The 20,267-nt window shown below is 71.5% G+C and carries 16 protein-coding genes; 11 read left to right on the forward strand and 5 right to left on the reverse strand.

What is annotated here, in order from left to right; translation table 11 throughout:
- Positions 1-465: 465 nt before the first annotated feature.
- The 6 genes from rpsB (at position 466) to rlmN (ending at position 6,620) form a co-directional block, all read left to right on the forward strand.
- Positions 466-1,389, forward strand: a complete 924-nt coding sequence (rpsB, locus tag OG618_RS25030; RefSeq protein ID WP_329489779.1) for a 30S ribosomal protein S2 — start codon at positions 466-468, stop codon at positions 1,387-1,389.
- A 129-nt stretch (positions 1,390-1,518) separates the two neighbouring features.
- Positions 1,519-2,358, forward strand: coding sequence for a translation elongation factor Ts (gene tsf / locus OG618_RS25035; RefSeq protein WP_329489780.1), 840 nt, complete (start codon positions 1,519-1,521; stop codon positions 2,356-2,358).
- A gap of 262 nt (positions 2,359-2,620) precedes the next feature.
- Positions 2,621-3,385 (forward strand): UMP kinase, encoded by a 765-nt coding sequence (pyrH, locus tag OG618_RS25040; RefSeq protein WP_329489781.1) that lies wholly within the window; start codon positions 2,621-2,623, stop codon positions 3,383-3,385.
- 127 nt (positions 3,386-3,512) lie between these two features.
- Complete coding sequence (frr, locus tag OG618_RS25045) at positions 3,513-4,070, forward strand: ribosome recycling factor (protein ID WP_329489782.1); 558 nt, start codon at positions 3,513-3,515, stop codon at positions 4,068-4,070.
- Positions 4,071-4,270: 200 nt separating this feature from the next.
- On the forward strand, positions 4,271-5,407 hold the full coding sequence (locus OG618_RS25050; RefSeq protein ID WP_442906860.1) for a phosphatidate cytidylyltransferase: 1,137 nt from the start codon (positions 4,271-4,273) through the stop codon (positions 5,405-5,407).
- Positions 5,408-5,519: 112 nt separating this feature from the next.
- Positions 5,520-6,620, forward strand: coding sequence for a 23S rRNA (adenine(2503)-C(2))-methyltransferase RlmN (gene rlmN, locus OG618_RS25055; RefSeq protein WP_329489784.1), 1,101 nt, complete (start codon positions 5,520-5,522; stop codon positions 6,618-6,620).
- 49 nt (positions 6,621-6,669) lie between these two features.
- Here the strand turns inward: rlmN and OG618_RS25060 are convergent, their stop codons facing one another.
- The 4 genes from OG618_RS25060 to OG618_RS25075 form a co-directional block, all read right to left on the reverse strand.
- Positions 6,670-7,821, reverse strand: coding sequence for a hypothetical protein (locus OG618_RS25060; protein ID WP_329489785.1), 1,152 nt, complete (start codon positions 7,819-7,821; stop codon positions 6,670-6,672).
- 27 nt (positions 7,822-7,848) lie between these two features.
- Positions 7,849-8,643 (reverse strand): ABC transporter ATP-binding protein, encoded by a 795-nt coding sequence (locus OG618_RS25065; RefSeq protein ID WP_329489786.1) that lies wholly within the window; start codon positions 8,641-8,643, stop codon positions 7,849-7,851.
- Between the two features lie 212 nt (positions 8,644-8,855).
- The gene (locus tag OG618_RS25070) at positions 8,856-10,250 is read right to left on the reverse strand and encodes an aspartate aminotransferase family protein (RefSeq protein ID WP_329489787.1); all 1,395 of its coding nucleotides are present in this window, start codon (positions 10,248-10,250) and stop codon (positions 8,856-8,858) included.
- Entirely contained in the window at positions 10,247-10,720 is a 474-nt protein-coding gene (locus OG618_RS25075) for an Lrp/AsnC family transcriptional regulator (protein ID WP_030306695.1), read from the reverse strand. The genes OG618_RS25070 and OG618_RS25075 overlap by 4 nt, the downstream gene beginning before the upstream one ends.
- A 269-nt stretch (positions 10,721-10,989) precedes the next feature.
- On the opposite strand from OG618_RS25075, the gene OG618_RS25080 reads away from it, so the two are divergent.
- The 3 genes from OG618_RS25080 to OG618_RS25090 all read left to right on the forward strand — a co-directional run bounded on the left by OG618_RS25080 (position 10,990) and on the right by OG618_RS25090 (position 15,329).
- Entirely contained in the window at positions 10,990-12,465 is a 1,476-nt protein-coding gene (locus OG618_RS25080; RefSeq protein WP_329489788.1) for a gamma-aminobutyraldehyde dehydrogenase, read from the forward strand.
- 195 nt (positions 12,466-12,660) lie between these two features.
- Complete coding sequence (locus OG618_RS25085; protein ID WP_329489789.1) at positions 12,661-14,019, forward strand: aspartate aminotransferase family protein; 1,359 nt, start codon at positions 12,661-12,663, stop codon at positions 14,017-14,019.
- Between the two features lie 140 nt (positions 14,020-14,159).
- Positions 14,160-15,329: a polyamine ABC transporter substrate-binding protein gene (locus OG618_RS25090; protein ID WP_329489790.1), complete on the forward strand. Its 1,170-nt coding sequence runs from the start codon at positions 14,160-14,162 to the stop codon at positions 15,327-15,329.
- Between the two features lie 30 nt (positions 15,330-15,359).
- Here the strand turns inward: OG618_RS25090 and OG618_RS25095 are convergent, their stop codons facing one another.
- Positions 15,360-17,012, reverse strand: a complete 1,653-nt coding sequence (locus OG618_RS25095) for a PucR family transcriptional regulator (RefSeq protein ID WP_329489791.1) — start codon at positions 17,010-17,012, stop codon at positions 15,360-15,362.
- A 422-nt stretch (positions 17,013-17,434) separates the two neighbouring features.
- On the opposite strand from OG618_RS25095, the gene OG618_RS25100 reads away from it, so the two are divergent.
- Both OG618_RS25100 and OG618_RS25105 read left to right on the forward strand, forming a co-directional pair.
- A complete protein-coding gene (locus OG618_RS25100) occupies positions 17,435-18,949 on the forward strand; it encodes a gamma-aminobutyraldehyde dehydrogenase (RefSeq protein WP_329489792.1) in 1,515 nt (504 codons plus the stop codon).
- A gap of 62 nt (positions 18,950-19,011) precedes the next feature.
- Positions 19,012-20,265, forward strand: a complete 1,254-nt coding sequence (locus OG618_RS25105) for a polyamine ABC transporter substrate-binding protein (protein WP_329489793.1) — start codon at positions 19,012-19,014, stop codon at positions 20,263-20,265.
- Positions 20,266-20,267 lie beyond the last annotated feature (2 nt).

The following is a 20,267-nucleotide window of genomic DNA, read 5'->3' on the forward strand; positions in this document are numbered from 1 at the left end:
CGGGCCAGGCCGTCCCACCGCCCCCGCCGTCCTGCCCCCGTCCACCGCCCCACCGGCCGTCCCGGCGCGGTCCCGTCCACCCTCCCTCCCGCTTCCCCGCCCGCCTCCCCACCGACCTCCCGTCCCTGTGGAGTCGCCTGCGGCTCGGCGCTTCCCGTACACTTCACACGCGACCCGGTCCGCCGGGTCGACTTCGCACGCCCCGCCACCGGTGGACGGATGCGGCTCAGCCGCCGCCCCCGCCAGGTGCGAGTGCCGCTCGGTCCGCCGAGCCCGAAGGGTCTCCGGACCACTCGGGCCGAAGCGGCTCGGCACGTTCGGGGCGTCAGGCGTGGCTGTCACCTGACTGTCACGGACAAAACCGAGCCTGACCCGGCCGTACGCAGACGCCGAGCGGGGAGCGCCACCGCGCGACCCACCACGTCGACTGCGCGGAGCCGGGCGCAACACCTTAGGAGTACGGCTATGGCCGTCGTCACGATGCGGGAGCTGCTGGAGAGCGGCGTCCACTTCGGTCACCAGACCCGCCGCTGGAACCCGAAGATGAAGCGCTTCATCATCACGGAGCGCAACGGCATCTACATCATCGACCTCCTGCAGTCGCTGAACTACATCGACCGCGCCTTCGAGTTCATCAAGGAGACCGTTGCCCACGGCGGCAGCGTCCTCTTCGTCGGCACGAAGAAGCAGGCCCAGGAGGCCATCGCCGAGCAGGCCACCCGCGTGGGCATGCCCTACGTGAACCAGCGCTGGCTCGGCGGCATGCTGACCAACTTCCAGACCGTCTACAAGCGCCTTCAGCGGATGAAGGAGCTCGGCGAGATCGACTTCACGGATGTGGCCGGCTCCGGCCTCACCAAGAAGGAGCTCCTGGTTCTGGAGCGCGAGCACACCAAGCTCGAGAAGACCCTCGGCGGTATCCGCGACATGCAGCGCGTTCCCAGCGCCGTCTGGATCGTGGACACCAAGAAGGAGCACATCGCTGTCGGCGAGGCCCGGAAGCTCAACATCCCGGTCGTCGCGATCCTCGACACCAACTGTGACCCCGACGAGGTCGACTACAAGATCCCGGGCAACGACGACGCGATCCGCTCCGTCACCCTGCTGACCCGTGTGATCGCCGACGCCGTCGCCGAGGGCCTCAAGTCCCGCGCGGGTGTCGCCAAGGGCGACGCGAAGGCCGAGCCGGGCGCCGACCAGCCGCTGGCCGACTGGGAGAAGGACCTCATCGAGGGCGAGAAGAAGGCTGAGGAGGCTCCGGCCGCCGACGCCGACGCCGCCACCGAGGCCCCCGCCGCCGAGGCTGCTGCCGAGGTCGAGGCCCCCGCCGCCGAGGCCCCCGTCGCCGAGGCTGCGGCCGCCGACGAGGCTCCGGCCGAGCAGGCCTGACGTACCAAGGGTGAGGGGCACTCGCCGGTACGACACCGGTAAGTGCCCCTCTCTCCCGTGCCGGGACCGAACCAGCGGTCCCGGCACAACCCCACGCAGACACGCGAGACGCGAGAAGAGATTCACACCATGGCGAACTTCACCGCCGCGGACGTCAAGAAGCTCCGTGAGCTCACCGGCGCCGGCATGATGGACTGCAAGAAGGCTCTGGACGAGGCCGAGGGCAACGTCGACAAGGCCGTCGAGCTGCTGCGCATCAAGGGCCAGAAGGGCGTCGCCAAGCGCGAGGGCCGTGACGCCTCCAACGGCGCCGTCGCCGCGCTGATCGCCGAGGACAAGAAGTCCGGCGTTCTGGTCGAGATCAACTGCGAGACCGACTTCGTCGCCAAGGGTGACAACTTCGTGCAGGTCGCCGACGCGATCGCCGCCCACGTCGCCGCGTCCGCTCCGGCCGACCTGGACGCCGCGCTGGCTTCCGAGATCGAGCCCGGCAAGACCGTCCAGCAGTTCGTGGACGAGGCCAACGCCACCCTGGGCGAGAAGATCGTCTTCCGCCGCTTCGCCCAGTTCGCGGGTGACGGCTTCGTCGCGGTCTACCTCCACAAGACCAGCCCCGACCTCCCGCCGGCCGTCGGCGTCCTGGTCGAGCTGGACAAGGAGAACGCCGAGGTCGCCAAGGACGTCGCGCAGCACATCGCCGCCTTCGCGCCGAAGTACCTCTCCCGCGAGGACATCCCGGCCGAGGACATCGAGAACGAGCGTCGCGTCGCCGAGGCCACCGCGCGCGAGGAGGGCAAGCCCGAGGCTGCCCTGCCGAAGATCGTCGAGGGTCGCGTCACCGGCTTCGTGAAGGAGTTCTCCGTCCTGGAGCAGGCCTTCGCGAAGGACAACAAGAAGACCGTCGCCAAGGTCCTCGAGGAGAACGGCGTCGCCCTCAAGCGCTTCGCCCGCTTCCGCGTCGGCGCCTGAGCCACGTTCCACCGGACTCCCGGCACGTTTAGGCTGGGAACCGCCCCCGCCCGCTGACCAGGGCGGGAGGGACGCGCCGAACGGGCTCACCCAGCGTCATCCGTCTATGGGCGGGCCGCGTCGGCACCATGAACGACGAGGAGGCCATTGCCGTGCAGGACACCGTACCGGTTCCCGCGGCAGTGGCCTCCTCGCGTGTACGCGCAGGTCGGGGATCCGCACACCCGCGCCTGTGAACCAGTAGGTGTAGAAGGAGAAGTCCATGCAGGAGACGCAGGAGACCGCGCAGGACCCGCAGGCCGGCTCGCCCCGCCGGGTGCTGCTGAAGCTGTCCGGTGAGGCTTTCGCCGGTGGCGGCGGGCTCGGCGTCGACCCGGACGTCGTGCACGCGATCGCCCGTGAGATCGCCACGGTCGTCCGCGCCGGTACCGAGGTCGCGGTGGTCATCGGTGGTGGCAACTTCTTCCGCGGCGCCGAACTCCAGGTGCGCGGCATGGACCGGGCCCGCTCCGACTACATGGGCATGCTCGGCACCGTGATGAACTGCCTGGCGCTGCAGGACTTCCTGGTCAAGGAGGGCATCGAGACCCGGGTCCAGACCGCGATCACCATGGGCCAGGTCGCCGAGCCGTACCTGCCGCTGCGCGCCGTCCGGCACCTGGAGAAGGGCCGTGTGGTGATCTTCGGCGCCGGTATGGGCATGCCCTACTTCTCCACCGACACCACGGCCGTCCAGCGTGCGCTGGAGATCCACGCGGACGTGCTGCTGATGGGCAAGAACGGCGTGGACGGCGTCTACGACTCCGACCCCCGGACCAACCCGGACGCGGTCAAGTTCGACGCGCTGGAGTACTCCGAGGTCATCGCGCGCGACCTCAAGGTCGCCGACCTCACCGCGATCACGCTGTGCAAGGACAACAACCTCCCGATGCTCGTCTTCGAGCTGCTGGCGGAGGGCAATATCGCGCGTGCGGTGAAGAGTGAGAAGATCGGCACACTCATCAGCCAGGATTCTGTCCGGGCCTGAGCAGCAATCAGCCGTACGGGACGGCGTCGCTACGCCGGCACCGCGTTCGGCGGCCGCCACACCGCGACCGGCTTCGACACCGACACCGGTCGGGACAACAGCAGATGAACCGGACAGGGAGTACACAGTGATCGAAGAGACCCTCCTCGAGGCCGAGGAGAAGATGGAGAAGGCCGTCGAGGTCGCCAAGAACGACTTCGCCGCCATCCGGACCGGCCGTGCGCACCCGGCGATGTTCGCCAAGATCGTGGCCGAGTACTACGGCGCCGTGACGCCGATCAACCAGCTGGCCTCGTTCTCCGTGCCGGAGCCGCGGATGGCCATCGTCTCGCCGTTCGACAAGACCGCGCTGAAGGCCATCGAGCAGGCGATCCGCGACTCCGACCTCGGCGTCAACCCGTCCAACGACGGGTCCATCATCCGGGTGGTGCTCCCCGAGCTCACCGAGGAGCGTCGCCGCGACTACATCAAGGTCGCCCGCGGCAAGGGCGAGGACGCGAAGGTCTCGATCCGTTCCGTGCGCCGCAAGGCCAAGGACGGCATCGACAAGCTGGTCAAGGACGGCGAGATCGGCGAGGACGACGGCCGTCGCGCCGAGAAGGAGCTCGACGACACCACGGCCAAGTACGTGGCCGCCGTCGACGAGCTGCTGAAGCACAAGGAAGCCGAGCTGCTCGAAGTCTGATGAACGACGCCCCTGACGCCCCTGGCTACTGGGGCCCATCCGATCAGCAGCACCAGCAGTACCAGCCGCACCCCCCGTACCGGCCGGCGCACGCGCCGCAGCCGGGCGCACCGGGCGCTGCGGGTGACCCCGGCCACCGAACGGGTCACTCGCAGCAGCCTCCGGTGTACTGGGGCGGTGACGCGGAGGAGACTCAGGTCATGCCCCCCGTACCGGCCGACCCAGGGCCCGACCCCGCCGAGGGGCCGACCCGGGAGGCCGGTCGGCTGAGCGGACCGCTGTTCCGGGACGAGCAGCCCCGGACCGCGGTGCCGGGCGCGGCGGAGACGGTCGTGCTGCGCGCGATCACCGACGAGACCGCCCCGGCTCCCGGCCGCGGCGGCCCGCCGTACCCGGGCGTCCCGGCGTACTCCGCGCCGCCGCAGAGCCACCCGGCGGCCGGGCAGCCCCACCCTGTGCCGTTGTCCCACCCAGGGCAGGAGACACCCGTGGCCCAGCCCGCTCCGCAGCCGCAGCCCCGCAAGCAGCGCGGCGGTCGCAACCTCCAGGCCGCGATAGGCGTGGGCGTCGGCCTCGGCGCGGTGATCATCGCCTCGCTGTTCGTGGTGAAGGCGCTGTTCCTGTTCGTGGTGATGGCGGCCGTGTCGGTCGGGATCTGGGAGCTGACCAGCCGGCTGGCCGAGCGCAAGCAGATCAAGGCGCCGCTGGTCCCGCTGGTCGCGGGCGGCATCGCGATGATCGCCACCGGGTACTGGGCCGGCGTCCAGTGGGCGGCGGCCTCGCTGGCGCTGACCGGCCTGGCGGTGATGGTCTGGCGGATGGCCGAGCCGCCGGAGAACTACCTGCGGGACATAACGGCGGGCATCTTCACCGCGTTCTACGTGCCGTTCCTGGCCACCTTCGTGGCGATGATGCTGGCGGCGGACGACGGCCCGCAGCGGATCGTGCTGTTCCTGATCGTCACCGTCTGCAGCGATACCGGCGCCTACGCGGTGGGCTACAAGTTCGGCAAGAACAAGCTCGCCCCGACGATCAGCCCGGGCAAGACCCGTGAGGGCCTGGCCGGCGGCATCGGCCTGTCGATGCTGGCGGGCGCGCTGCTGATGGAGCTGATCATCGACGGCGGCAGCTGGTGGCAGGGCCTGATCCTGGGCGGCTGCGCGGCGGTCGTGGCGACCCTGGGGGACCTGGGCGAGTCGATGATCAAGCGTGACCTCGGCATCAAGGACATGGGCTCGCTGCTGCCCGGCCACGGCGGCATCATGGACCGGCTGGACTCGCTCCTGCCGACCGCCCCGGTGGTCTGGCTGCTGCTGGCGGCCTTCGTCGGCAGCTGAGCCGGCCGGGCGGATCCGAACGGTGGGAGCCGTCGAGGGGCTCCGGACGCCTGGCGTCCGGAGCCCCTCGGCCGTCTGGCGAGGTCCTAACGTCTGCGACACTGGATGAACCATGCCTAAGCCCGGAGAACTCACCTTTGTCGCGCCGCGTGGCGCCAAGCCCCCGCGACACCTCGCCGACCTGAGCCCCGTCGAGCGCAAGGAGGCCGTCGCCGAGCTGGGCGAGCAGCCGTTCCGCGCCAAGCAGCTCTCGAACCACTACTTCGGCCGGATGTCGAACGATCCGGCGAGCTGGACGGACATCCCCGCCGCCAGCCGGGAGAAGCTCACCGAGAGCCTGCTGCCCGAGCTGATGTCGGTGGTCCGGCACGTGTCGTGCGACGACGACAACACCCGCAAGACGCTCTGGAAGCTGTTCGACGGCACGCTCGTCGAGTCGGTGCTGATGCGCTACCCGGACCGGGTCACCATGTGCATCAGCTCGCAGGCGGGCTGCGGCATGAACTGCCCGTTCTGCGCGACCGGCCAGGCCGGGCTGACGCGCAACCTCTCCACCGCCGAGATCGTCGAGCAGATCGCGGCAGGGATGCGCGCGCTCAAGGAGGGCGAGATCCCGGGCGGTGAGGCCCGCCTCTCCAACGTGGTCTTCATGGGCATGGGCGAGCCGCTGGCGAACTACAACCGCGTGCTGGCCTCGATCCGCCGGCTCACCGACCCTGCGCCGGACGGCTTCGGCCTCTCCCAGCGCGGCATCACCGTCTCCACCGTGGGCCTGGTGCCGGCGATGAACCGCCTCGCGGACGAGGGCCTCTCCTGCCGCCTCGCGCTGTCGCTGCACGCCCCGGACGACGAGCTGCGTGACGAGCTGGTGCCGGTCAACACCCGGTGGAAGGTCGCCGAGGTGCTGGACGCGGCGTGGAACTACGCGGAGAAGTCCGGTCGCCGGATCTCCATCGAGTACGCGCTGATCAAGGACATCAACGACCAGGCGTGGCGGGCGGACCTGCTCGGCCGGCTGATCAAGAACCACCGGGTGCACGTCAACCTGATCCCGCTGAACCCGACGCCGGGTTCCAAGTGGACGGCCTCCCGGCCCGAGGACGAGCGCGAGTTCGTCCGGCGGCTGCAGGCGCACGGCGTGCCCACCACCGTCCGTGACACCCGCGGCCAGGAGATCGACGGCGCCTGCGGCCAGCTCGCCGCGGCGGGCTGAGACACCGGGCCGGCCCCGCCGGGCCCGCCGGCCCGGTGCGGGCGCCGGTTCAGCGCAGACCGGCGGCCGCCAGCGCGGCGGTCAGCCCGCCGGTGACCAGCAGCACGGTGCCGACCGCGAGGGTCCGCAGGGCCACCGCACCGAACAGCAACCGGGGCGGGGTGCCGATCCGCAGCAAGGCGTCGGCGACGTCCCGGCGGGCGGTGCGGAGCTCGGCCAGCCGGGACACCACGGCGGCCACCGCGCAGCCCAGCATCAGACAGGCCTCGACGGCGGGCAGGGTGTCGGCGCTGCCGGGCACCCCGATCCAGTAGCGGATGGTGGTGAGCACCACCGCGACCGCCAGGGTGAGCACGGCCAGCGGCGGGCCGAGCCGGCGGGCCTGCGCGGTCAGCCCCCGTCCGGCGAGCAGCCGCAGCGGGGTCGGCCGGCCGACGGCGAGCAGCGTTCCGGTCCAAGACAGCAGCGGGCCGGTGAGCAGGGCGAGCCCGACGGCGCTCGCCGCCCAGCCGCCCAGCGCGGCGGTGCTGGTGGAGCCGAGCCCGGCCGGCAGGTGGATCGGGCGGCCGTCGGCGGCGGCGCCGGGACGCAGCGCGATGAGTTCCAGGGCGAGGCCGATCACGGCCAGTCCGACCGGCAGGGCGATCCGCAGGGGGCCGAAGCCGGTCGGTACGGGCTGCCGCCTGCCGGGCAGGGTCTCGGCGATCGGCACCGCGGCGGCCGCCGCGATCCCCGCGGTGAGCGGGACCAGGGCGATCAGCGTGACGGGCGCGGCGGCCGGCAGCGGAAGGCCCATGCCGACCTCGGGGGCGAGCGAGGGCCCGGCGATGTCGTTGCGCAGGACCAGGAAGAGCAGCAGGGTCAGCGCGGAGCCGAGGGTGCAGGCGAGCGCGATCTCGCCGGCGATCAGGGTCCGGATCCGGGCGGAGCCGGCGCCGGCCGCGGTGAGGCCGGTGATCCGTTCGGGGCGCCGGGCCGGTACCGCGCGGGCGGCCACGGCGGCGAACCAGGCCACCGCGGCGAGCGGGGGCAGGCACCAGAGCAGCCGGGCGACGGCGTCGGCGCCGCCCGCCGGGTCGCTCATCGCCCGGCCGAGGGCGCGCAGCAGGAACGCGGCGACGACCGCGCCGGCCAGCGCGGTGAGCAGCCAGCGGCCGAGGTCGGGCACCCGGTAGCCCCGGGCCAGACGGAGATAGAACACGTCGACTCTTTCAGCGGCGGGGCGGCGTCATCGGCGCGTGGCCGACACGGCGGACGCTCCGGTGGCTCCCGGCGCGGCGGCGGTTCCGGCGGTTCCGGCGATTCCGGCCGGTCCGGGGGTGCCGCGCGGGACGGGGGCGGCGGGGGCGGCCAGCCGTCCGTCGACGAGTGCGACGGCGCGGTCCGCGTACCGGACGAGCTCGGGGTCGTGGGTGGCCAGGACGAGGGTGAGCTGGTGCGAGCGGGCCGCGCTGGTCAGTATCCGCAGGACCTGGTCGGCGGCCTCGCGGTGCAGCGGCGCGGTCGGGTCGTCGGCGAAGACGACCGGGGGCAGCGGGGCGAGCGCGCGGGCGACGGCGATCCGCTGGCGCTGGCTCTGGATCAGCCGGTCGGGCCGCAGCCGGGCGATGTCGCCGATGTCGAGCCGCTCCAACCACTCGGTGGCGGCGGTGTACGCGGCCTTGTTGCCGGCGCCGGCCAGCAGCAGGGGCAGGGCGACGTTCTCCCGGGCGGTCAGCTCGGGCACCAGGTGCGGTTCGGAGCCGACGAAGCCGAAGCGGTCGCGGCGCAGCCGTTCGCGGCCGGCCCGGCCGAGGGTGTGGACGGGGGCGCTGTTGAACCAGACCTCCCCCTCGTCGACCGGGAGGAGGGCGGAGAGACAGCCGAGCAGGGTGCTCTTGCCGGAGCCGCGCGGGCCGGTGACCGCCAGCACCTCGCCGTCCCGGACGCCGAGCGAGATGCCGCGCAGGGCGGGGGTGCCGTGATGGGACTTGACGATCCCCCGGGCCCACAGCACGTCGTTGTCAGGCGGGGCCGCTGACATGAGGTTCCATCCTGGGTGGCCGCAGGGATATGACAGTCGTCAGATTAGAACGACCGGGGCCCGGCGCGGTGGCGGCGCACTGGCCCATCAGGGGCAAATCACCCGGAAACAGGCGTGTTTGGTCCGAGAGATCGTCCGGGAAACGCCGCAGGGCGGTCCCGCGGGGAGCGGGACCGCCCTGCGGCGGAGGGTGGGGAAGGAAGATCAGGTCGTCAGATCTTGGCCCACGCGTCGGTGAGGCTGGTCCGCAGGATCTGCTCGATCTCGTCGAAGGTCGACTGGTCGGAGATCAGCGGCGGGGCCAGCTGGACGACCGGGTCGCCACGGTCGTCGGCACGGCAGTACAGGCCGTTGTCGAAGAGCGCCTTCGACAGGAAGCCGTAGAGCACGCGCTCGACCTCGTCGTCGTTGAACGACTCCTTGGTGACCTTGTCCTTCACGAGCTCGATGCCGTAGAAGTACCCGTTGCCGCGGACGTCGCCGACGATCGGCAGGTCGCGCAGCTTGTTCAGGGTGCCGAGGAAGTTCGCCTCGTTGTCCAGCACGTGCTGGTTCAGGCCCTCGCGCTCGAAGATGTCGAGGTTGGCGAGCGCCACCGCGGAGGAGACCGGGTGGCCACCGAAGGTGTAGCCGTGCAGGAAGGTGTTGTCACCCTTGTAGAACGGCTCGGCCAGGCGGTCCGAGATGATCGTGGCGCCGATCGGGGAGTAGCCCGAGGTCATGCCCTTGGCGCAGGTGATCATGTCGGGCTGGTAGCCGAACTTGTCGGCGCCGAACATGGTGCCCAGGCGGCCGAAGGCGCAGATGACCTCGTCCGAGACCAGCAGCACGTCGTGGCGGTCGCAGATCTCGCGCAGGCGCTGGAAGTACCCGGGCGGCGGCGGGAAGCAGCCACCGGCGTTCTGCACCGGCTCGACGAAGACGGCGGCGACGGTCTCGGCGCCCTCGTTGAGGATCGCCACCTCGATCTCGTCGGCGCACCAGCGGCCGTAGGCCTCGGGGTCGACGGTGCCGTCCGGGCCTTCGAGGAAGGCCGGGGCACGGTAGATGTTGGTGTTCGGGGCCTTGTGGGTGCCCGGCACCAGCGGCTCGAACGGGGCCTTCAGGCCCGGCAGGCCGGTGATCGACAGGGCGCCCTGCGGGGTGCCGTGGTAGGCGACCGCACGCGAGATGACCTTGTACTTGGTGGGCTTGCCGGTCAGCTTGAAGTACTGCTTGGCCAGCTTCCACGCGGTCTCGACGGCCTCGCCGCCACCGGTGGAGAAGAACACCTTGTTCAGGTCGCCCGGGGCGTAGTTGGCCAGGCGCTCGGCCAGCTCGACGGCCTTCGGGTGGGCGTAGCTCCACACCGGGAAGAAGGCGAGCTCCTTGGCCTGCTTGGCAGCGGCCTCGGCGAGCTCGACGCGGCCGTGGCCGGCCTGCACCACGAACAGGCCGGAGAGGCCGTCGATGTACTTCCGGCCCTTGTCGTCCCAGATGTAGGTGCCCTCGCCCCTGGCGATCGTCGGCACGGGGGAGTTCTCGTACGACGACATGCGGGTGAAGTGCATCCACAGGTGGTCGTAGGCGGTCTTGGAAAGGTCCTTCTGCGCCGGGTCGGCTGTCATCGGGTGCCCCAGGTGTAGGTCTGTTTCCGGAGCTTCAGGTAAACGAAGCTCTCGGTGCTCCGCACGCCGGGAAGCGCGCGGATGCGCTTGTTGATCATTTCGAGCAGGTGCTCGTCGTCCTCGCAGACCAGCTCGGCCAGGAGATCGAACGAGCCTGCGGTGCAGACGACGTAGTCGACCTCGTCGAGGGCGGCCAACGCGTCGGCGACGGGCTCGATGTCGCCCTCGACCCGGATCCCGACCATCGCCTGGCGGGTGAAGCCGACGGTGAGCGGGTCCGTGACGGCGACGATCTGCATCACGCCTTGGTCGAGCAGCTTCTGGACGCGTTGCCGTACGGCTGCCTCGGACAGGCCGACGGCCTTGCCGATGGCGGCGTACGGGCGGCGCCCGTCCTCCTGGAGCTGCTCGATGATCGCCTTGGAGGCGGCGTCGAGGGGAACGCTGGCGTTCCGGTCGCGGTTGGCCACGCCGCCACTGTGCCTGATCGGCCCTCTGTTCGCAAGCGCGGGATCTGCTGATTTCGTCGTGATCTTGGAAATCATGTACGGATTTCATTGCCGTGTCGAAGTTGTCCTGTCGATACCGGCTGTCGTACGGCTACTCTGGTCCGGTACGCGCGCGGCTTCGCAGCGCAGCGCGCGTCCCCCCGAACAGTGGACCGCGCCGCGCCCGGCGCGGCCACTCGGCGCCCTTCGCCCGGCGGATCCGCCGACGTACCATGGCGCCGGAATCTGCAATGCCGCAGGCCCAGACCGAGGAGAGACCCGTGAGCGACCTTCGCACGCTGCGCAACTACATCAACGGTGAGTTCGTCGATGCGGCGGACGGCCGCACGCTCGACATCGTGGACCCCACCACCGGCGAGGTCTACGCGACGTCCCCGCTGTCCGGCGCCGCCGATGTCGACGCCGCGATGGCCTCCGCCGACGCCGCTTTCCCGGTCTGGCGCGACGCCACCCCGAGCACCCGCCAGAAGCTGCTCCTCAAGATCGCCGACGCGGTCGAGTCCCGTGCCGACGAGATCGTGGACGCCGAGGTCCGCAACACCGGCAAGCCCCGCGCGCTGACCCTCTCCGAGGAGATCGGCCCGATGGTGGACCAGATCCGCTTCTTCGCCGGCGCCGCCCGCCTGCTGGAGGGCAAGGCCGCGGGCGAGTACATGGACGGGATGACCTCGATCGTCCGCCGCGAGCCGGTCGGCGTCTGCGCCCAGGTCGCGCCGTGGAACTACCCGATGATGATGGCCGTCTGGAAGTTCGCCCCGGCCATCGCCGCGGGCAACACCGTGGTGCTGAAGCCCTCGGACACCACCCCGGCCTCCACCGTGCTGCTGGCCGAGATCATCGGCGGCATCCTCAAGGACATGGAGCTGCCGGCCGGCGTCTTCAACGTGATCTGCGGCGACCGCGAGACCGGCCGGGCCATGGTCGAGCACCCCACCCCGGCGATGGCCTCCATCACCGGCTCGGTGCGCGCCGGCATCTCGGTCGCCGAGTCGGCGGCCAAGGACGTCAAGCGCGTCCACCTGGAGCTGGGCGGCAAGGCCCCGGTCGTGGTCTTCGAGGACGCGGACATCGCCGAGGCCGTCGAGGGCATCTCGGTCGCGGGCTTCTTCAACGCCGGCCAGGACTGTACGGCCGCCACCCGCGTGCTGGTGCACGAGTCGATCCACGACGCCTTCGTCGAGGCGCTGGCCAAGGCCGCGGCCGAGACCAAGACCGGTGGCGTGGACGACGAGGACGTGCTGTACGGCCCGCTGAACAACGCTAACCAGCTGAAGCAGGTCACCGGTTTCATCGACCGCCTGCCGACGCACGCCAAGGTCGAGGCCGGCGGCCACCGGGTCGGCGACAAGGGCTACTTCTACGCCCCGACCGTCGTCTCCGGGCTGAACCAGGACGACGAGATCATCCAGAACGAGGTCTTCGGCCCGGTCATCACCGTGCAGAAGTTCTCCGACGAGGACCAGGCGGTCGGCTACGCCAACGGCGTCGAGTACGCGCTGGCCTCCTCGGTCTGGACCAAGGACCACGCCCGCGCCATGCGGATGTCTCGCCGCCTGGACTTCGGCTGCGTCTGGATCAACACCCACATCCCGCTGGTCGCCGAGATGCCGCACGGCGGCTTCAAGAAGTCGGGCTACGGCAAGGACCTCTCCTCCTACGGGTTCGAGGACTACACCCGGGTGAAGCACGTCATGACTGCGATCTAGCAGGTCGTGACCGTCGGGCGGGGTATGACGGCGATCCAGTCGGTTCGCTGCGATCCAGTCGCGGTCACAGGTCTGGCGAAGGGCCCGGGTCGGGAACGACCCGGGCCCTTCGCCTTGCCATCCTGTCGGCCGTTCGGGTGACCGCCTGACAGGATGAACCTGCACTTCGGCACCGCGACTCCCTAGCCTTGCCGCATGAGCATCCCCACCGCTGACTCAGCTGCCGGCCAGGCCGTCAAGGCCGCCGACCGCGCGCACGTCTTCCACTCGTGGTCCGCCCAGGCGCTGATCGACCCCCTCGCGGTGGCCGGCGCCGAGGGCTCGTACTTCTGGGACTACGACGGCAATCGCTACCTCGACTTCTCCTCGCAGCTGGTGAACACCAACATCGGGCACCAGCACCCGAAGGTGGTCGCCGCGATCCAGGAGCAGGCCGCGAAGCTCTGCACCATCGCCCCCGGCTTCGCCGTCGAATCGCGCAGCGAGGCCGCCCGGCTGATCGCCGAGCGCACCCCCGGGGACCTCGACAAGATCTTCTTCACCAACGGCGGCGCCGAGGCCAACGAGAACGCCATCCGGCTGGCCCGGCTGCACACCGGGCGGCAGAAGGTCATGGCGACCTACCGCTCATACCACGGCGCCACCGCCAACGCGATCGCCCTCACCGGCGACCCGCGCCGCTGGGCCAACGAGACCGGCGTCTCCGGTGTCGTGCACTTCTGGGGCCCGTACGCCTACCGCTCCAACTTCCACGCCGAGAACGAGGCGCAGGAGTGCGAGCGCGCGCTGGAGCACCTGGAGCAGGTGATCGCGTTCGAGGGCCCGGGCACGGTCGCGGCGATCATCCTGGAGACCGTGGTCGGCACCGCCGGCATCCTGATCCCGCCGCCGGGCTACCTGGCCGGGGTGCGCGAGATCTGCGACCGCTACGGCATCGTCCTCATCCTGGACGAGGTGATGGCCGGCTTCGGCCGCACCGGCGCCTGGTTCGCCGCCGACCACTGGGGCGTCACCCCGGACCTGCTGACCTTCGCCAAGGGCGTCAACTCCGGGTACGTCCCGCTCGGCGGGGTGGCGATCAGCGCGGAGATCGCCGCGACCTTCGCCGAGCGGCCGTTCCCCGGCGGGCTCACCTACTCGGGCCACCCGCTGGCCTGCGCCTCGGCCGTCGCCACCATCAACACGATGGCGGAGGAGGGCATCGTCGAGAACGCCGCACGGATCGGCGAGGACGTGATCGGCCCCGGTCTGCGCGAGCTGGCCGAGCGGCACCCCTCGATCGGCGAGGTCCGCGGCCTCGGCGTGTTCTGGGCGCTGGACCTGGTCAAGGACCGCGCCACCCGCGAGCCGCTGGTGCCGTACAACGCGGCCGGCCCCGCCAACGCGCCGATGGCCGAGCTGGCCGCCGCCTGCAAGAAGCGCGGGCTCTGGCCGTTCGTCAACATGAACCGCTTCCACGTCGTCCCGCCGTGCACCGTCACGGAGGAGGAGGCAAAGGCCGGTCTCGCCGTGCTCGACGAGGTGTTGTCGCTGACCGACGAGCACACCGTCTGACCGGCGGACCGTCCGACCAGCAGGCAGTCCGACCAGCACACAGTCCGGCGTGCACGTGGCCCGACGACGTATCAGACCCGACAGGACGGCCCCGGGTGCCCGCGTGCGCCCGGGGCCGTCCCACGCCCCGGAGGCCCACCTTGTCCCGCACCACCCTCACCCGCCGCGGCGTGCTCGGCACCGCCGGGTTGATCGGCGCCGGCGCCCTGACCGGCTGCGGCATCCCGTCCGCCTACGTGGCCGAGGACCACCGCTCCGCGCCCGACCGCTCGGGGAGCGAGAAGCGGCTGGCGTTCTCCAACTGGACGCAGTACATCGACGTCGACGACGACGGCAACCGGCCGACCCTGGACGCCTTCACCGAGCGGACCGGGATCAAGGTCACCTACACCGAGGACATCAACGACAACGACGAGTTCTTCGGGAAGATCGGCCCGGTCCTCACCCAGGGCAGCGACCCCGGCCGGGACCTCATGGTGGTCAGCGACTGGATGGCCGGGCGGTACGTCTCGCTCGGCTGGGTACAGGCGATGGACCGCGCCAACCTGCCCAACGTCACCGCCCAGCTGGATCCGCAGCTGGCGAACCCGGCCTTCGACCCCGGGCGCCGGCGCAGCGTGCCGTGGCAGTCCGGGATCACCGGCATCGCCTACAACCGCAAGGAGCTGGGCCGCGAAATCAGGTCGACCGCCGACCTCTGGGCCCCCGACCTCAAGGGCCGGGTCACCCTGTTCGCCGGGCTGGACGAGGCGCTCGGCCTGCTGATGCTCGGGTACGGCGCCGACATCGGGGCCTTCACCGAGGACGACGCGCACCGGGCGATGGACCTGGTCCAGAAGATGGTCGACGGCCGGCACATCCGCCGCTTCACGGGCAACGACTACACCAGCGACCTGGCCTCGGGGGCCGCGCTGGCCTGCCAGGCCTACTCCGGTGACGCCGTCCAGCTCACCGCCGAGAACCCGGACATCGCCTTCGTGGTGCCCGAGGAGGGCGGCGAGCTCTGGGCGGAGAGCCTGCTGATACCCAACCGGGCCGACCACAAGACCAACGCCGAGCTGCTCATCGACCACTACTACCGACCCGAGGTGGCCGCCGAGCTGGCCGCCGCCGTGCAGTACATCTGCCCGGTGCCGGCCGCCCGCGAGGTGCTGGCGGACAGCGGGGACAAGGAGAAGGCCGAGCTGGCGGAGCACCCGCTGCTGTTCCCGACCGACGAGATGCGGGCACGGCTGCACACCATGCGCGACGTCACCTCGGCCGAGCGTCCAGGCCTGCACAAGGTCTGGGGCCGCATCACCGGGGTCTAGCCGCAGGGGGCCGGCCGAGGGGGCCGCGGCTCAGCGGCGCACCGCGTCCAGCCCGAGCAGCGCGACGTGCAGCGAGAGGCAGGACTCCACCTGGTCGAGGTCGACGCCGAGGATCCGTTCGACCTTGTGCAGCCGGTCGTAGAAGGACGGCCGGGACAGGTGCGCGGCGTCGGCCGCCGCCGACTTGTTCCGGCCCTGCTCCAGGTAGATCCGCAGCATCTGCACCAACTGGGCGTTGTGCTCGGCGTCGTAGGCGAGCAGCGGGCCCAGCTCGCGCTCGACGTAGGTCTGCAGCCGGGCGTCGTCGCGCAGCAGGTGCAGCAGGCCGCGGAGCCGGACGTCGGGCAGCCGGTAGTACGCGGCCGCCCGGCCGCCGGGGGCGTCGTGCAGTGCGGCGTCGGCGACCTGGGTGGCCTCCAGCAGGGTGCGCCGGGCGTCGCGCACCGAGCCGACCGAGGAGCCGGCGGCGACCACCGGCGCCGGCGCGGGGGCGGCCTCCCGGTCGGCCTCCGCCGTCAGCCGGCGCAGCGCCGCGGCGAAGGCGTCAAGCGCGGCGTGCTCGTCCTGCTGGGCGGCGAGGGCGATCAGCACGCCGACGCCCTCGTCGTCCAGCGCGCCGACGAGCGCGGAGAGCCGGCAGCTCCGGATCGCGGTGGCCGCCAGCTCGGTGAAGTCGCGCAGCCTGGCCTGGGCCTCCAGGGCGGCCGGGATGGGTCCGCGCCGCTGCCGCAGGACCACCCCGACCAGCCGGCGGCCCTCCAGCGGCACGCCGAGGGCCTGGGCGCGCAGCGCCACCTCGGAGACGGTCAGGGCATGGGTGAGGATGCCGGAGAGCAGCGTGCGGTGGGTCTGCCGCTCCAGGCTCTCGCGGTCGCGCACCACCAGCCGGTTGAGGGCGAGCGCGGAGGCGCCGCGCTCCAGCAGCATGGTGTGCGGGTGCGCGGTGCCCTCGGGCAGCGGCCCCGGGTCGGCGACCAGGACGAGCCGGCCCCAGTCCTGGCCGCGGGCGCCGACCGTGGTGACCAGCCAGCCGCTGCGCGGGTCGTGACCGGTACGGCCGGGCGGGCGGACCCCGCGCGAGCGGCGTTCCCAGTCCTCCAGCAGCTCGGTCTCGGGCCGGCCGGCGGTGTCGTGCGCCAGTACCTGGTGGGCGAGGTTCTCCAGCACCACCGGCCCGCCCGCCATCCGGGCCACCTGACGGACCACCTCGGCCGGCTCGGCGCCCTCCACCACCAGCTCGTTGAAGACCTGGTGGACCGCCTCCGAGGTGCGCAGCTGCTCCAGCTGGGCGTTCACCACCAGGGCGTGCACGGCCTCGGTGACGGCGACGAAGCGCAGCTCGCGGCGGAGCGCGATCAGCGGGAGACCGCGCTGCTCGGCGGCGTGCACCAGGGCGCGGGGCAGCGAGTCGAAGTAGCGCCGGCCGAACTCGATGACCAGGCCGGCCACGCCGACCTCGTCCAGCTCGCGCACGTACCGGGCCAGTCCCTCGCGGTCCTCGGGCAGCGCGATGCCGGTGGTCAGCACCAGCTCGCCGCCCTGGAGCACCCCGGCGACATCGGGCAGTTCGCTGACGTGGACCCAGCGGACCGGGCGCTCCAGGTGGTCGGTGCCGGCGACGACCTGGGGGAGGCCGCGCCGCATCACCTCCAGGTCGAGCACACGGGCGACGGTGGGGAGCATCGCGGGCCTCCAGGGTTCAGAGTGTCAGGTAAATCATCGCTCGCGGCGACGAACTGTCGCCCTGCCGGAACCCTTGCACCCTGTAAGGCCCTGCGCGGCTAGCTTTCCGGGGTGACCCTTGTCACGCCCCGGCGGCACCGGGCATGGTCAGCGGGTCGGCTGTGGCGAAAGACGACACAACCGCGGGAATCCGTCGCGTGACCGGAAAGCAACACCGGAATCCCTTGCCGGGGTCACGCCCGGCTGTCAGGATCGCGCATCCCGGTGACCGACCGGGCCGGTTTCCCCCGTACCGAGGACGCGGCGACTCGACCAGTCGTACGACGCCGGTGCGGTCCCCCGCCCGCCGGCACCTGCACCATGGCGGATCAGGCGGTCTTTCGCCTTGCGGGCAGTCGAACCACCGGCACTTGGAGGAACAGATGGACCTGACCGACTTCGGCGCGGGCGCGCAGTACATCGCCGGCCGGCAGAGCCGGGGGAGCGGCGAGCCCTTCCAGGTCGTCAACCCGGCGGACGGCAGCGTGGTCGAGCAGATCTCCCTCGCCTCCACCGAGCAGGTCGACGCCGCCGTGGCCGCCGCCCGCGCCGCGCTGCCCGAGTGGGCCGGCGCCACCCCGGGCGCCCGCTCGGAGGCGCTGACCAGGCTCGCCGCCGTGCTCACCGAGGCCGGCGCCGACCTCGCCCGGGTGGAGTCCGCGCAGACCGGCAAGCCGGTCAAGCTCTCCACCGAGTTCGACGTCCCCGGCACGATCGACAACGCCGCCTTCTTCGCGGGCGCCGCCCGCAACCTGGAGGGCAAGGCGGCCGGCGAGTACTCGGGGGACCACACCTCGTACGTGCGGCGCGAGCCGATCGGCGTGGTCGGCTCGATCTCGCCGTGGAACTACCCGCTCCAGATGGCCGCCTGGAAGATCCTCCCGGCGATCGCGGCGGGCAACACCATCGTCCTCAAGCCGGCCGAGCTGACCCCGCTGACCTCGGTGATGTTCGCCCGGGCCTGCACCGCGGCCGGCATCCCGGACGGCGTGGTCAACGTGGTCACCGGCGCCGGGCGCACCGCTGGCGAGCGCCTGGTCGCGCACCCGGACGTCGCGATGGTCTCCTTCACCGGCTCCACCCCGGTCGGCCGACGGGTCGCCGAACTCGCCACCGCGACGGTCAAGCGCACCCACCTGGAGCTGGGCGGCAAGGCCCCGTTCGTGGTCTTCGACGACGCCGACCTGGACGCCGCCGTGCACGGAGCGGTCGCCGCCTCGCTGATCAACAGCGGCCAGGACTGCACCGCCGCCACCCGCGCGTACGTGCAGCGGCCGCTCTACGACGCCTTCGTGGCGGGCGTCGCCGACCTCTACCGCACGATCCGGCTCGGCGACCCGCTGGACCCGCGGACCGACCTCGGCCCGCTGGTCTCCCACACCCACCGCGACCGGGTGGCCGGCTTCGTCGAGCGGGCCCGCGGGTACGGCGCCACCGTCGTCACCGGCGGACACGCCCCCGAGAAGGGCCACGACGGCACCGACCTCACCCGCGGCGCCTACTACCTGCCGACCCTCGTCACCGACGCGGCGCAGGACAGCGAGATCGTCCAGGGCGAGATCTTCGGCCCCGTCCTGGTCGTCCTGCCCTTCGACGGAGACGACGAGGGGCTGCGGCTGGCCAACGACACCCCGTACGGCCTGGCCGCCTCGGCGTGGACGAGCAACGTGCACCGTTCGCTGCGCGCCACCCGGGAGATCGCGGCGGGCTGCGTCTGGGTCAACGACCACATCCCGATCATCAGCGAGATGCCGCACGGCGGCTACAAGTCCTCCGGTTACGGCAAGGACATGTCGCAGTACTCGCTGGACGAGTACACGCAGGTCAAGCACGTCATGTTCGACACCACGGCGGTGGCCCGCAAGGACTGGCACCGCACCGTCTTCGGAGACAGATAACCCCTCCCAGGGGCGTTCCCCCACCGCCCCGACCCGACCTCTCCCCCCAGGAGGCCCGTTCCATGGTGTTCAACGAGCTCACCGACGGTCTGCCCGAACCGGTCCGCAGGGCCTGGGAACGCAGTCTGACCAGTGGCCGGGCCGCCGTCGGCAGGCGGACCCTGCTGCGCGCCGCCGCCCTCACCGCCGGTGCGGGCACGCTGGCCGCCTGCGGCATCCCGGCGGCGGGCACCGCCGGCACCGGTGACTCCACCGCGAACGCCGCCCCCGACCTGTCGGAGGACGAGCGGGAGGTGAGCTTCTCCAACTGGCCGCTGTACATCGACACCGACGAGAACGACCAGGAGAAGCACGGCTCGCTGGAGGCCTTCACCGCGGCCACCGGGATCAGGGTCAAGTACGCCGAGGACATCAACGACAACGTCGAGTTCTTCGGCAAGGTCAAGCCACAGCTCGCGGCCGGCCAGGACACCGGCCGCGACCTGATGGTGCTCACCGACTGGATGGCCGCCCGGCTGATCCGGCTCGGCTGGGCGCAGAAGCTCACCCCGGCCAACGTCACCACCGCGATCACCAACGTGGACTCCCGCTTCCGCGCCCCCGACTGGGACCCGGGCCGGCTCTACTCCTACCCGTGGGCCGGCATCCAGGTCGTGATCGCGTACAACCGGAAGGCGACCAGGGGCAAGGAGGTCACCAGCGTCGCCCAGCTGCTGGAGGACCAGGACCTCAAGGGCCGGGTCACCTTCCTCTCCGAGATGCGCGACAGCGTCGGGATGACCCTGCTGGACATGGGCAAGGACCCGGCGAAGTTCACCGCCGACGACTACGACGCGGCGATCGCCCGGCTGCAGAAGGCGGTGGACAGCAAGCAGATCCGCCGCTTCACCGGCAACGACTACGGCCAGGAGCTCTCCTCCGGGGACATCGCGGCCTGCGTCGCCTGGGGCGGCGACCTGATCCAACTCCGCGCCGACAACCCGGACATCGAGTTCGTCGTCCCGGAGCAGGGCTTCGTCTACGGGACCGACAACATGCTCGTCCCGGCCAAGGCCCGGCACAAGGCCAACGCCGAGAAGCTGATCGACTTCTACTATCAGCCCAAGATCGCGGCGCAGCTGGCCGCGGGCATCGGCTACGTCTCCGCCGTCACCGGGATGGAGAAGGAGCTCGCGGCCATCGCCCCGGACACCGCGGCCAACCCGCTGGTCGTCCCCACCCCCGAGATGGCGGCGAAGGCGCACGTGTTCCGCAGCCTGACCGAGGCCGAGGAGAGCTCCTTCGAGGAGAAGTTCTCCAAGCTCATCGGCGCCTGACC

It is taken from the genome of Kitasatospora sp. NBC_01246 (assembly GCF_036226505.1).
Classification (GTDB): Bacteria; Actinomycetota; Actinomycetes; order Streptomycetales; family Streptomycetaceae; genus Kitasatospora.

Bases quoted from the DNA above. Each gene is read 5' to 3' on its own strand.
- rpsB (WP_329489779.1), top strand. From the start codon at position 466: ATGGCCGTCGTCACGATGCGGGAGCTGCTGGAGAGCGGCGTCCACTTC.
- tsf (WP_329489780.1), top strand. From the start codon at position 1,519: ATGGCGAACTTCACCGCCGCGGACGTCAAGAAGCTCCGTGAGCTCACC.
- pyrH (WP_329489781.1), top strand. From the start codon at position 2,621: ATGCAGGAGACGCAGGAGACCGCGCAGGACCCGCAGGCCGGCTCGCCC.
- OG618_RS25050 (WP_442906860.1), top strand. From the start codon at position 4,271: ATGCCCCCCGTACCGGCCGACCCAGGGCCCGACCCCGCCGAGGGGCCG.
- rlmN (WP_329489784.1), top strand. From the start codon at position 5,520: ATGCCTAAGCCCGGAGAACTCACCTTTGTCGCGCCGCGTGGCGCCAAG.
- OG618_RS25065 (WP_329489786.1), bottom strand. From the start codon at position 8,643: ATGTCAGCGGCCCCGCCTGACAACGACGTGCTGTGGGCCCGGGGGATC.
- OG618_RS25070 (WP_329489787.1), bottom strand. From the start codon at position 10,250: ATGACAGCCGACCCGGCGCAGAAGGACCTTTCCAAGACCGCCTACGAC.
- OG618_RS25080 (WP_329489788.1), top strand. From the start codon at position 10,990: ATGCCGCAGGCCCAGACCGAGGAGAGACCCGTGAGCGACCTTCGCACG.
- OG618_RS25085 (WP_329489789.1), top strand. From the start codon at position 12,661: ATGAGCATCCCCACCGCTGACTCAGCTGCCGGCCAGGCCGTCAAGGCC.
- OG618_RS25095 (WP_329489791.1), bottom strand. From the start codon at position 17,012: ATGCTCCCCACCGTCGCCCGTGTGCTCGACCTGGAGGTGATGCGGCGC.
- OG618_RS25100 (WP_329489792.1), top strand. From the start codon at position 17,435: ATGGACCTGACCGACTTCGGCGCGGGCGCGCAGTACATCGCCGGCCGG.
- OG618_RS25105 (WP_329489793.1), top strand. From the start codon at position 19,012: ATGGTGTTCAACGAGCTCACCGACGGTCTGCCCGAACCGGTCCGCAGG.